The organism is Bradyrhizobium sp. Leo114 (genome assembly GCF_055229415.2).
In genome coordinates, this window is record NZ_JBUYEN020000010.1 from 214,328 (window position 1) to 225,862 (window position 11,535).

An 11,535-nucleotide genomic window follows, 5' to 3' on the forward strand; every position below is an offset into this window, starting at 1 on the left:
CGCGTCCACCGCATCTCACCGCAACGTTCGTGACGATCGCGAGCCGCCCCTCTCTCGGGTGAGACGCGCGGAGTTAAATCACTGATTTGCCCGACGGCGGAAGCGGAATGTTTTTTGTAAGAGGGCTGGACGAAGCAAATCACGTTGATTGGCTTAAGGAAAATCGCGCGAATGAGACGACGCCGTCATGCCCGGGCTTGTCCCCGGGCATCCACGTGCTTTGCCTCCGTGCACGGGAGAGAACGTGGATGGCCGGGTCAAGCCTGGCCATGACGGAGGAGGGGATTGCGCGATGCGTCCCCCTGTCATTCCGGGGCGATGCGAAGCATCGAGCCCGGAATCCATTTCTCCGCCGACGCAAGCCGCGCAATGGATTCCGGGTTCTCGACTTCGTCGCGCCCCGGAATGACGACGTAGGCTGCGGCGCGCAACGAATCACAGATGAAGCAGGACCTACGCCCCACCGCGCCTGGCGCGCTTCGGTGCGCCGCGCTTCAGGGTGATGTCGGCGACCGACAGCAGCCGGCCGTCCTGGGAACATAGCGCGAGTTTCTTCACCGGCTTGCGGTTTTCGCGATCCACCATGGTGGTGCCGATCTCTTCCGGATGGTCGTCGAATTCCTCGCTCCACTGCCGGAGCGCCACCAGGATCGGGAAGACCCCGAAGCCTTTTGGGGTCAGCACATATTCCTTATAGGCGCTGCCGTCGGACGCGGGGGCCAATTCCAATATGCCCTGGTTCATCAGCGCGCGCAGCCGCACGGTGAGGATGTTCCTCGCGAGCCCCAGGCTCTTCTGGAACTCGCCGAAGCGGCGCCGCCCCATCAGCGCATCGCGGATGATCAATAGCGACCACCAGTCGCCCAGCACATCCAGCGAGCGCGCGATTGGGCATTCCGCGCCCTCAAGGCTTGTCCGCTTCACCATCAAGATCTCCGTCCAGACATATCACAGGCTTGTGTAGTTGCATTATAAAACCAGATCGCCTAGTTGTCCAACGAAGTTTAATAATGCAACCACTGGAGGCTATCGTGAGACTGGCGAACAAGACGGCGTTGATCACAGGCGGCAACAGCGGCATCGGTCTTGCGACCGCACGTCTGTTCGTTCAGGAGGGCGCCAAGGTTGCGATCACCGGACGAAACCGGGCGACGCTGGAAGCGGCGGCCAAGGAACTGGGACCGAATGCGATCGCGATCGTTGCCGACGCCACCGACGTCGCAGCGACGGAGGCCGCGGTCGCGCAGGCCGCGCAGAAATTCGGCAAGCTCGACATCGTCTTTGCCAATGCCGGCATTCCCGGCCAGACGCCGCTCGGCGGCACCACGCTCGCGGCTTTCGAGCAGGTGATCCGCACCAATTTAACCGCCGTGTTCTTCACGGTGCAGGCGGCCGTGCCGCATCTCAATGACGGCGCTTCGGTCATTCTCAACGGGTCGGTGATCTCGATGCTGGGAAATCCGGGCTATTCGGCCTATGCCGCGAGCAAGGGCGGCGTGCGCGCGATGGCGCGCGTGATGGCCGCCGAACTGTCGCCGCGCGGCATTCGGGTCAACGTGGTCGCGCCCGGCGCCATCCGCACGCCGATCTGGGGTGCCGCGACCGCAACGCCTGAAGCAGAAAAGGCGTTCGAGGCGCGCATCGCTCTGTCGACGCCGTTACGTGGGCTCGGCGAACCCGATCACATCTCCAAGACGGTGCTGTTCCTGGCTTCCGACGATTCCGCTCATATCCAGGGGCAGGAGCTGTTCGTCGATGGCGGTGCCACTGCCTTGCCCGCCGGCGCTCCGATCTATCGGGGACAGAGCCCGCGGCAATAAGCGGTGATCCGGTTCGCGTAAAGAAAACGCGTCAAGAGAAGAACACGGAGCTTCGGTTCTGATTTAGCCAGAACCGGAGCTTCGGGTGCGCCGGCATTATTTCATTGGACTGGGCACAAGGCATTGAACCTTGGTCGTAGCTGCCAAGACAGTTCTGGTGGGCAGGGAAATTTCTTTGACCATTTGATTTGGAGAGCAGCCATGCCGACCGCCGTCCGCACGTCTACTTCGGTCTCGGCTTCCCGCGCCTCGCAGAAGTCAGACAACACGCAGTTCGTTTCGATCACTCTGTTTGCCGGGATTGGCCTTTTGATTTCGCTGGTCGCCCTGATCTTCGGCGTGCAGGGCGCCTGGTATTAGAGCGTTTTCTCCATTCGTCATGGCCGGGCTCGACCCGGCCATCCACGCCTTTCTTGTCGCGGCAACGTGGATGCCCGGGACAAGCCCGGGCATGACGGCGAGGACGCATCTCAAGCCGCGCTGAGATTGCCGGCAGCTTGCAATGCGCCCGCGACGGCTTTCTCCCGATGCTCCGGTCCGACCTGGATTCCGTCGGCGGAGATGAATTCGGGATCCTTCACGCCGATGAAGCCGAACACCCAACGCAAATAGGTCTCCAAATGCTCGGCCACCGCCATCGGCGTGCCGGCGCCGTAATAGCCGCCGCGCGAGACCGCGACGATGATGCGCTTGTTGCCGGCAAGGCCCTCGACGCCGGCAGCGCCGTACCTGAACGTCTTGCCGGCCACCAGGATACGATCGATCCACGCCTTGAGCTGGCTGGGGATAGTGAAATTGTACATGGGCGCGCCGAGCACGACGATGTCGGCTGCCAGGAATTCGTCCAGCACCTGCTGGCCCGCGGCGATGTCCGCCTGCAGCGAGGCTTCCGGCGTGGCACCCTGGCTCGCGGCGAGGTGGGAACCCGAGAGGTGGGCGAGCGGCGTCGTCGTCAGGTCGCGATAGGTGATGTCGAGGCCGGGATGGGTCTTGGCCAGCCGGTCGACGATGGCGGCGGAAACCTGACGGCTGACGGAGTGCGGGCCCAGCACGCTGGAGTCGAGATGCAGAAGTTTCATGGTTGGTGTCACCCTTTGGTATAGGTTTGTAACTGGCGCTATATGAGTGACCGTGGCAAAACCCCGCAAGAACGCACATTTTTCTCACCGGAGCACATCAGTGAAACCCGCGCACATCCATGTGCCTGTCCTGGAACCGATCCCGCATACCGGCGGCGACTGCCGTGGCGTGGCCTCGGTGCTGGCGCGGGTCGGCGACAAATGGAGCGTGCTGGTGATCATGCTGCTCGGTAACGGACCGCGCCGCTTCAACGAGCTCAAGCGCACGATCGGCGGCATCTCGCAGCGGATGCTGACCCTGACGCTACGCGGGCTGGAGCGCGACGGGCTGGTCACGCGCACGGTGTTTCCAACCATCCCGCCGCGCGTCGACTACGAGCTGACCGATCTCGGTCGCGGCCTCTCAAAGCCGGTGCAGGCGCTAGGCCAATGGGCGTTCGAGCATTTGCCCGAAATCGAGCGCGCGCGAGGCGAGTTCGATGCGCGGAACGAGCGGGGGTGAACGATGGAGACGAGGGATCTGCACCTCTCCCATAGGAGAGGTCGGCGCGCAGCGCCGGGTGAGGGGATCCGCTCTATCGAGGGACTGTAACCCCTCACCCGAATTGCTTCGCAATTCGACCTCTCCCTATGGGCGAGGTGAAGAAACGACGTCCTAGACCAGCGACACCAGTCCGCCGCCGTGGCGTTCGAGACGGCCGGCGAGTTCAAGCTCGAGCAGCACCGTGCGAACGATGGTGGCGGACAGGCCCGACATCCGGATCAGGTCGTCGAGGCTGACCGGGCTCGGGCCGAGCAGCGCGACGATGCGTTCGCGCTCGCTCGGATCGGTGTCGAAATCGAGCGGCTCGTCATCGCTTTCGCGTGCAGCGAGCGCGAACGGCCGCTCCATGATCGGCTGCACCGCGTTGATGATGTCGCTCGCGTTGGTCACGAGCGCCGCGCCCTGCTTGATCAGATCGTTGGTGCCGGCCGCGCGCGGATCGAGCGGCGAGCCGGGGACGGCGAAGACTTCGCGGCCCTGTTCCGCCGCCATGCGCGCTGTTATCAGCGAGCCCGAGCGGTGCGCGGCTTCGACGATGACCACGCCGAGCGCAGCACCCGAGATCAGGCGGTTGCGGCGCGGGAAGTCGCGGGCGCGCGGGGTGTGGCCGAGCGGCATTTCGGAGATCGCTGCGCCTTGTTCGAGCAAGGCCGCGAGCAGGTCCTCATGCTCGGGCGGATAGATCCGGTCGTGACCGCCGGCGAGCACCGCGACGGTGCCGGTCGTCGTGGTAGCGCGATGCGCGGCCTGGTCGATGCCGCGGGCGAGACCGGAGATCACGACGAAGCCGGCGTCGCCGAGATCATGGGCGAGGGTGCTTGCAAATTTCAGCCCGGCGCCGGATGCATTGCGCGAGCCGACGATCGCGATCATCGGCCGCGCCAGCGCGTCAAGCGCGCCGCGCACCGCAAGCAGCGGCGGCGCGTCATCGATGGTGGCAAGCCGTGCCGGATAGGGGGCTTCGCCCGGCGCGACCAGGCTGACGCCCTGCTTCTTGCAGGCCGCAAGCTCGGCCTTTGCCTCCTCGACCGTGCAGATGCGTCCCGCACCACCGCCGCCACGGCGCGCCATGTCCGGCAGATGTTCGAGCGCGGTGCGCGCGTCGCCGAAATGATTGAGGAGCGAGCGAAAGGTGCGTGGCCCGACATTCTCCGAGCGGATCAGCCGCAGGCGGTCGAGGCGTTCGGTGTCGGTGAGTTGGTGATTGGGCGTGCGGTCATGCATGGCGGCGCAGCTTCGCCCAATCGGATATCGCGATCAACTTGTTTGCCGTCTCCTTCGTCATGCCCGGGCTTGTCCCGGGCATCCACGTTCTTTGCACGGGGCACAGCAAGGCGTGGATGGCCGGGACAAGCCCGGCCATGACGAGGAGGTGAAGGCCTTCCGTCCGATTTACTTGCCCGAGGAGGAGGCGGCCCGTAAAACCAATCCAACCAATGAAGGGAGGAAATTCCCGATGATCTCGCTTGCCGAACTCACCCGTCGCATCGAGCAGGGCGAGCTCTCGCCCGATGCAGCGCTTGCCCAATCGCTCGCGGCGGTCGATGCCGAGGAGAAGACGATCGGCGCCTTCGTGTCGCGGGCGGAGAATCCGCGCGCGCAGGCGGCGGGGCCGCTGCGCGGGATTGCGGTCGGGATCAAAGACATCATCGACACCGCGGATTTCCCGACCGAGATGGGGGCGTCGATCTACCGGGGACACCGGCCGCGCGCCGATGCGTCTGTCGTGATGATGCTGAAGCAGGCCGGCGCCACGATCGTCGGCAAGACCACGACGACGGCGTTCGCTGCGAACGATCCGACGGCGACGCTCAATCCGCGCAATCATGGCCACACGCCGGGCGGATCGTCGGCAGGCTCAGCGGCGGCGGTCGCGGCCGGGATGATTCCGCTGGCGCTGGGGACGCAGACGGCAGGCTCGGTGATCCGGCCGGCGTCGTATTGCGGCGTGGCCGCGATCAAGCCGTCCTACCGGCTGCTGCCGACGGTCGGCGTCAAGTGCTTTTCCTGGACGCTCGATACCGTCGGCCTGTTCGCTTCAGGCGTGAGCGACCTCGCGGTGGCGCTGGCGGCGATGACGGGACGGCCGGCGCTGCGGTTGCCCGACACCATCACAGCGCCGCGGATCGGCATCGTGACGCAGGACTTTGCCGGTGCGCCCGATGCGTCGGGCGCGGAGGCGCTAAGGATCGCGGCGCAGATGGCCGAGCGCGCTGGTGCTTCGGTTCGCGCGCTGTCATTGCCTGAGATCGTTGCGGAAGCCTGGCGCATTCAGCCGGTGGTGCAGGATTTCGAGGCGCACCGGTCACTGGGGTGGGAATATCGCGAGAACTACGACGCAATGCCGCCATTGCTGCGCGGCCGGCTTGACGAGAGCAGGGATGTCAGCGCGGCTCAATACGACGAGGCGATCGATGTCGCCGGTAGTGCGCGGCAGGCGCTTACGCAAGCGTTTGCGGATGTCGACGTGCTGCTGACGCTGTCCGCGCCCGGTGCTGCGCCGAAGGGGCTCTCGTCGACCGGCGATCCCCGCTACAACCGGCTATGGACGTTGATGGGCGTTCCTTGCGTCAACGTGCCGACCTACGTGGCCGAAGGCAACTTGCCTGTCGGCGTGCAGGTGATCGCGCCATTCGCTGCCGACGCCAAGGCGCTGGCGGCGGCGCGCTTTGTCGAGATGGCGCTGGCGAAACTATAACAGTGCGGGCTCGGCGGCGCGCGACTTGCGCGGCGTCTCGATTCGCGTCGAGCCGGCATCTTGCGCCAGGAAACGTTCGGCAGCCTTGCGGCCGCTCCGATGCAGTTGGCGAATGAAGCCCGGCCCGAGATCGGTGGCGCTGCGCTGGGCGAGCCCGTCGATCTCATCTTCCGCTGCGATCCGGAATAGTCGCAACGAGGGGGCTGCCGCAGGACGCGCCCATTCCAGCGCCGCAATCTCGGCGTTGAGCACGGAATTGGCGGTGATCTGGTCGAGGCGGCGATCGATCGCGGCGGGCGTGATCGGAACATAGCTGTCGCGCGCCGGCGTGACTTGAACGACGAGCACGTTGGACGTCTCGGATTCCTGCACGAGTCGGACCAGCGGGGGATTGCCGCCAAAGCCGCCGTCCCAATAGGACTCGCCGTCGATTTCGACCGCGCAATGGATCAGGGGCGGGCAGGTCGAGGCGAGCAGCACATCGGCGGTGATCTCGTCATTGCCGAAGACTTGCTGCCGGCCGTCGCGCACGCGTGTCGCCGCGACCAAAAGCTTCGGGCTGGCGGGGCTCTGCAGCGCGGAGAAATCGATATCCCTCCAGAGCGCCTGGCGCAGCGGATCGAGATCGAACGGATCGAACTGGCCGGACCGCAGCGTCGGCCCGAATGCGACCGACCGTCCGGCCGGCGAGAATCCTCCGACCAGCATCAGCGAGCGGAACGAAGCCTCGTGCATCATCCGCATCCAGAACCGGTTGAGCGCGGCACGTGCGCCTTCGCGGCCACCTTCCACCAGGCCGCAAGCGAGCAGCGCGGCATTGACGGCGCCGGCGCTGGCGCCGCTGATGGTGTCCAACGCGCAATCCGGTTCTTCCAGGAGCCGCTCGAGTGCGCCCCACGTGAACGCGGCAAAGGTGCCGCCGCCCTGCAGTGCCAGCGATAATTGTCGCGGCGGCCAGACCAGCGATTCGCGTGCGTCCGTTTTTTTCGGTCTATCGACCGGCGAGCGCGCCCGCAGGTCGGCCCGCGCCGATTGCATGTTCAGGATGGCGTCCGGGAGTGATGGGGCAGGCAGCTCAGCTTCCGAGCTGGACTTGGCTGCTGAATCGACGGCAGTCGGTGTCTTGCCGGAGAATGACCAGATTTCGCTGGCCGCGAGCAGGGCGCTCGCGCCGGACGTACTCACCGGACGCGACGCGACATCGGGCGCGCTCATTCCGCTAATCCCATCCTGTTCGATCCCGTCCACCTGACGAAACCGTATGACGCCATTTGAATCGAAGGATGACAGCCCGCGTTACCGTTTGCCAGTGTCGCGCAAGAATTTCGGACAGATGTGACCCGTCCTCAACAGGTTGATGGCGAATTCTAGGCCTTTTGGCCGATGCGCCCCTCGGTTCCCGCCAGCAAGCGCTTGATGTTTTCGCGATGGGTGTAGAACAGCATGAGCATCAGCACCGCGGCGAGCGCGGCGAGTGCGGCGTGGTCGAACCACCACAGGAAGATTGGGGTGACGACGGCGGCCACCAGCGCTGAGAGCGACGAATAGCGCGTGGTGAAGGCGGTCGCGAGCCAGACGGCTCCATAGACGGCCGCGGCCGGCCAGAACAGGCCGATCAGCACGCCGATATAGGTAGCGACGCCCTTGCCGCCCTTGAATCCGAGCCAGACCGGATAGAGATGGCCGAGGAAGGCGCCGAGTCCGGCCACCATCGCCGCATTCGGGCCGCCGAGATAGCCCGACAGCACGACTGCAGCGGTGCCCTTCAGCATGTCGAAGATCAGCGTGGCCGCGGCGAGCCCCTTGCGCCCGGTGCGCAGCACATTGGTGGCGCCGATATTTCCGGACCCGATCGAGCGCAGATCCTGTGTGCCGGCGATCTTGGTCAGGATCAGGCCGAACGGGACCGAGCCGAAGAGATAGCCGATCAGAAACGCGACGATCAGGAAGGCGTCAGAGGACATGGCCGGCGCTCCCGCCGCAGGCGCGGCATGTCTCGGAGGTGTCTCTTTTTCTTGACGCGTTTTCTTGACGCGAACCGGTATCCACTTCGCTTGAAAACGCTCTAGACATGTTCATACACCGTCCGCCCACCGACAATGGTGCGTACGACGCGGCCGGAGAAGCGGGCCTCGTCGAAGGGCGTGTTCTTGCACAGCGATTTGAGGTCGGCGGGATCGAGCACCCAGGGCGTGTCCGGATCGATCACGATCACGTCGGCCGGCGAACCCGCGCGCAGCGAGCCGCCGGGCAGGCCCAGCAGTTCGGCAGGTCGGGTCGACATCGCCCGGATCAAGGTCTTGAAATCCATCTCGCCATTATGGACCAAACGCAAGGCCGCCGGCAGCATGGTCTGCAGCCCGACCGCGCCGGGGGCGGCCTCGGCGAACGGCAGGCGCTTGACCTCGACGTCCTGCGGATTGTGATCGGACATGATGACGTCGATAAGACCCGAGGCCAGCGCTGCGACCAATGCCTGGCGGTCATCCTCGGTGCGCAGCGGCGGCGACAGTTTCAGGAACGTCCTGTAAGGCCCGATATCGTTCTCGTTCAGCGTGACGTGGTTGATCGAGACGGAGGCGGAGACGTCGGCGCCAGCATCGCGGGCGCGTTTGAGGATCTCAAGCGACTCCGCCGTGGAGAGGGAGGCCGCGTGATAACGCCCGCCGGTGAGCGCTGCGAGCCGCACGTCGCGCTCGAGCATGATCGACTCGGCGGCATTCGGGATGCCGGCAAGCCCCAGCCTCGTCGCAAACTCGCCCTCGTTCATCACGCCTTCGCCGACGAGGTCGGGATCCTCGGTGTGATGCACGATCAGCGCGTCGAAGTCGCGGGCGTAGGTGAGCGCGCGGCGCATCACCTGCGCGTTGGTGACGCTCTTGTCGCCATCGGTGAAGGCGACCGCGCCGGCGGCCTTGAGGAGGCCGATCTCGGTCATCTCCTCGCCGCCCAAGCCCTTGGTCAGTGCCGCCATTGGATGGATGTTGACGATCGCAGTGTCGCGGGCGCGGCGCATCACGAAATCGACGGTCGCCGAATTGTCGATCACCGGCGAGGTGTTCGGCTGGCAGATGATGGTGGTGATGCCGCCGGCGGCTGCGGCGAGGCTAGCCGAGGCAAAGGTCTCGCGATGGTTGGCGCCGGGCTCGCCGACAAAGGCGCGCATGTCGATCAGACCGGGAGCGACGATCTTGCCGGCGCAATTGACGATGTCGGTACCCTCTGGGACGCCGGTCGTGCCGATGCCGCGTTTGCTATCGCGGATCATGCCGTCGGCGATCAGGACGTCGGCGGGCCCGTCGAGATCGCGGGAGGGATCGACGACGCGGGCATTGGCAAGCAGGATTGGACGACGATCGGTCAGCATGATCTCACGCATTCGGCAGGTTGCGGGCGAGCGCTTCCAGCACCGCCATGCGCACTGCCACTCCCATTTCGACTTGTTCGCGGATCACCGACTGCGCGCCGTCGGCGACAGCCGAGTCGATCTCGACGCCGCGGTTCATCGGCCCCGGATGCATCACCAGTGCATCTGATTTGGCGTAGGACAGCTTCTTCTGGTCGAGGCCGAAATACTGGAAATATTCGCCCGAGGACGGCACGAAGGAGCCGTTCATGCGCTCGCGCTGCAGGCGCAGCATCATCACGATGTCGGCCCCGTCTAGCCCCTCGCGCATGTCGCGGGCGACCTCCACTCCCATCCGCTCGATGCCGCGCGGCACAAGCGTCGAGGGCGCAACGACGCGGACGCGGGCGCCCATGGTGTTGAGCAGGAGGATGTTGGAGCGTGCGACGCGGGAATGCATGACGTCGCCGCAGATCGCGACCACCAGCCCCTCGATCCGGCCCTTGTTGCGGCGGATCGTCAGCGCGTCGAGCAGGCCCTGGGTCGGATGCTCATGCGCACCGTCGCCGGCATTGATCACGGAACCGTCAACCTTGCGCGCCAGCAGTTCCACGGCGCCGGAGGCATGGTGGCGCACCACCAGGATATCCGGATGCATCGCGTTCAGCGTCACCGCGGTGTCCATCAGGGTCTCACCCTTGCGCATCGAGGACGAGGACACCGACATGTTCATGACGTCGGCGCCCAGCCTTTTTCCCGCGATCTCGAAGGAGGATTGCGTGCGGGTCGAGGCCTCGAAGAACAGGTTGACCTGGGTGCGGCCGCGCAAGGATGCGCGTTTCTTGTCCACCTGGCGGTTGAGCTCGACATACTCCTCGGACAGGTCAAGCAGCCCGGTGATGTCGGCAGCGGAAAGCCCCTCGATGCCCAGCAAATGCCGGTGACCGAGGACAAAGGTCGATTTCAATGATGGGGTCATTAAAGCCAGAGCTATAGGCGTGGATGGTCGGCGGGGCAAGCGGGAATAGGGGGTGGATGAGTTATCCCCGGGTCTGTCACGGCGTCGTCATGCCCGGGCTTGTACCGGGCATCCACGGCTTACTTAATATCTGCCGCAAAGAAGTATCGGCCGCAAAGAACGTGGATGGCCGGGACGAGCCCGGCCATGACGCAAGTGGGTAGGTCCTCGTGAAAGCGATACTCATCGGAATTGTGGCAGCCATGTCGATTTCGGCAGCCCGCGCGCAAACCCTGCCGGGCGGTTTCGTGTTCCTGCGCGACATCGATTCCACGATCGTCCAGGACATCCGATATGCCGGCCCGAACAATTTCGTCGGCCGGCCGCTCAGGGGCTACGGCGCGGCGGAATGCGTCGTGAAGCGCGAGGTCGGGCTTAGGCTGAAGGCCGTGCAGCAGGAACTCGCGGCACAAAGGCTCTCATTGAAGATGTTCGATTGCTACCGCCCGGTGCGGGCGGTCTCCGACATGGTGGCGTGGTCGAGGGATGGCAAGGAGACGGTCGCCGGCAAGCGCTACAATCCGGCGTTCAGGAAGGCCGATCTGTTCCGGCTCGGCTATATCGCCGCGCGTTCCGGCCATTCGACCGGGGCCGCGCTCGACCTGACGCTGGTGGATCTTGCCGCCGACAATTCCGGCAAGTTCGATCCCGCGAGAGACTATGCCGACTGCACGGCAACAGTGGAAAGGCGGGCACCGGAAGGCAGCGTCGACATGGGCACCGGCTATGATTGCTCCGACGTCAAGGCGCATACCGCCGCAGCCTCGATCAATCGGTCGCAGCGGCGGTGGCGCAGGATGCTCGTCGCAGCGATGGCGCGACAGGGTTTTGTCAACTATTCCAAGGAGTGGTGGCATTTTTCGCTGCCCGGCGGGGGCGGTCAGGCCTATGATTTCCCGATTCCGCCGCGCCGCTAGAGCGTGATGACTGCTCTTCGAATCGTCATCCCGCTCTAGTCCTTTGTTTGAGCATGATCTTTTCGGAAAACCGGTGTCCACTTTTCCGGATCATGCTCTAGTTCCGGCTTTCA

General features: G+C 65.0%; 12 protein-coding genes. 5 read left to right on the forward strand and 7 right to left on the reverse strand.

The window, feature by feature from the left end; genetic code table 11:
- Positions 1-453: 453 nt before the first annotated feature.
- The gene (locus tag ACZIRK_RS15050) at positions 454-927 is read right to left on the reverse strand and encodes a winged helix-turn-helix transcriptional regulator (protein WP_130228459.1); all 474 of its coding nucleotides are present in this window, start codon (positions 925-927) and stop codon (positions 454-456) included.
- A gap of 104 nt (positions 928-1,031) precedes the next feature.
- On the opposite strand from ACZIRK_RS15050, the gene ACZIRK_RS15055 reads away from it, so the two are divergent.
- Positions 1,032-1,820 carry an SDR family NAD(P)-dependent oxidoreductase gene (locus ACZIRK_RS15055; protein ID WP_165435423.1) on the forward strand — a complete coding sequence of 263 codons (789 nt, stop codon included), beginning with the start codon at positions 1,032-1,034 and terminating at the stop codon, positions 1,818-1,820.
- 201 nt (positions 1,821-2,021) lie between these two features.
- Positions 2,022-2,180: a hypothetical protein gene (locus ACZIRK_RS15060; RefSeq protein WP_165435422.1), complete on the forward strand. Its 159-nt coding sequence runs from the start codon at positions 2,022-2,024 to the stop codon at positions 2,178-2,180.
- A 110-nt stretch (positions 2,181-2,290) separates the two neighbouring features.
- On the opposite strand, the gene ACZIRK_RS15065 is transcribed toward ACZIRK_RS15060, so the two are convergent.
- Entirely contained in the window at positions 2,291-2,899 is a 609-nt protein-coding gene (locus ACZIRK_RS15065) for an FMN-dependent NADH-azoreductase (protein ID WP_130228457.1), read from the reverse strand.
- 100 nt (positions 2,900-2,999) lie between these two features.
- On the opposite strand from ACZIRK_RS15065, the gene ACZIRK_RS15070 reads away from it, so the two are divergent.
- Positions 3,000-3,401 (forward strand): winged helix-turn-helix transcriptional regulator, encoded by a 402-nt coding sequence (locus ACZIRK_RS15070; RefSeq protein WP_130228456.1) that lies wholly within the window; start codon positions 3,000-3,002, stop codon positions 3,399-3,401.
- 153 nt (positions 3,402-3,554) lie between these two features.
- On the opposite strand, the gene dprA is transcribed toward ACZIRK_RS15070, so the two are convergent.
- A complete protein-coding gene (gene dprA / locus ACZIRK_RS15075; RefSeq protein ID WP_028166690.1) occupies positions 3,555-4,667 on the reverse strand; it encodes a DNA-processing protein DprA in 1,113 nt (370 codons plus the stop codon).
- A gap of 232 nt (positions 4,668-4,899) precedes the next feature.
- Here dprA and ACZIRK_RS15080 point away from each other — a divergent pair, with 232 nt between their 5' ends.
- Entirely contained in the window at positions 4,900-6,141 is a 1,242-nt protein-coding gene (locus tag ACZIRK_RS15080) for an amidase (RefSeq protein ID WP_463327601.1), read from the forward strand.
- On the opposite strand, the gene ACZIRK_RS15085 is transcribed toward ACZIRK_RS15080, so the two are convergent.
- The 4 genes from ACZIRK_RS15085 to ACZIRK_RS15100 all read right to left on the reverse strand — a co-directional run bounded on the left by ACZIRK_RS15085 (position 6,136) and on the right by ACZIRK_RS15100 (position 10,466).
- On the reverse strand, positions 6,136-7,356 hold the full coding sequence (locus ACZIRK_RS15085; RefSeq protein WP_130228454.1) for a patatin-like phospholipase family protein: 1,221 nt from the start codon (positions 7,354-7,356) through the stop codon (positions 6,136-6,138). The genes ACZIRK_RS15080 and ACZIRK_RS15085 overlap by 6 nt on opposite strands.
- A gap of 152 nt (positions 7,357-7,508) precedes the next feature.
- The gene (gene plsY / locus ACZIRK_RS15090; RefSeq protein ID WP_028166687.1) at positions 7,509-8,105 is read right to left on the reverse strand and encodes a glycerol-3-phosphate 1-O-acyltransferase PlsY; all 597 of its coding nucleotides are present in this window, start codon (positions 8,103-8,105) and stop codon (positions 7,509-7,511) included.
- A gap of 101 nt (positions 8,106-8,206) precedes the next feature.
- On the reverse strand, positions 8,207-9,508 hold the full coding sequence (locus ACZIRK_RS15095; protein ID WP_028166686.1) for a dihydroorotase: 1,302 nt from the start codon (positions 9,506-9,508) through the stop codon (positions 8,207-8,209).
- Positions 9,509-9,512: 4 nt separating this feature from the next.
- Positions 9,513-10,466 carry an aspartate carbamoyltransferase catalytic subunit gene (locus tag ACZIRK_RS15100; protein WP_130228453.1) on the reverse strand — a complete coding sequence of 318 codons (954 nt, stop codon included), beginning with the start codon at positions 10,464-10,466 and terminating at the stop codon, positions 9,513-9,515.
- Positions 10,467-10,708: 242 nt separating this feature from the next.
- Here ACZIRK_RS15100 and ACZIRK_RS15105 point away from each other — a divergent pair, with 242 nt between their 5' ends.
- Positions 10,709-11,422 (forward strand): M15 family metallopeptidase, encoded by a 714-nt coding sequence (locus tag ACZIRK_RS15105; protein ID WP_130228452.1) that lies wholly within the window; start codon positions 10,709-10,711, stop codon positions 11,420-11,422.
- Positions 11,423-11,535 lie beyond the last annotated feature (113 nt).

What these genes read in the sequence shown, in the direction of transcription:
- ACZIRK_RS15050 (WP_130228459.1), bottom strand. Translation starts at nt 927, where the DNA reads ATGGTGAAGCGGACAAGCCTTGAGGGCGCGGAATGCCCAATCGCGCGC.
- ACZIRK_RS15060 (WP_165435422.1), top strand. Translation starts at nt 2,022, where the DNA reads ATGCCGACCGCCGTCCGCACGTCTACTTCGGTCTCGGCTTCCCGCGCC.
- ACZIRK_RS15065 (WP_130228457.1), bottom strand. Translation starts at nt 2,899, where the DNA reads ATGAAACTTCTGCATCTCGACTCCAGCGTGCTGGGCCCGCACTCCGTC.
- dprA (WP_028166690.1), bottom strand. Translation starts at nt 4,667, where the DNA reads ATGCATGACCGCACGCCCAATCACCAACTCACCGACACCGAACGCCTC.
- ACZIRK_RS15080 (WP_463327601.1), top strand. Translation starts at nt 4,900, where the DNA reads ATGATCTCGCTTGCCGAACTCACCCGTCGCATCGAGCAGGGCGAGCTC.
- ACZIRK_RS15085 (WP_130228454.1), bottom strand. Translation starts at nt 7,356, where the DNA reads ATGAGCGCGCCCGATGTCGCGTCGCGTCCGGTGAGTACGTCCGGCGCG.
- plsY (WP_028166687.1), bottom strand. Translation starts at nt 8,105, where the DNA reads ATGTCCTCTGACGCCTTCCTGATCGTCGCGTTTCTGATCGGCTATCTC.
- ACZIRK_RS15095 (WP_028166686.1), bottom strand. Translation starts at nt 9,508, where the DNA reads ATGCTGACCGATCGTCGTCCAATCCTGCTTGCCAATGCCCGCGTCGTC.
- ACZIRK_RS15100 (WP_130228453.1), bottom strand. Translation starts at nt 10,466, where the DNA reads ATGACCCCATCATTGAAATCGACCTTTGTCCTCGGTCACCGGCATTTG.
- ACZIRK_RS15105 (WP_130228452.1), top strand. Translation starts at nt 10,709, where the DNA reads ATGTCGATTTCGGCAGCCCGCGCGCAAACCCTGCCGGGCGGTTTCGTG.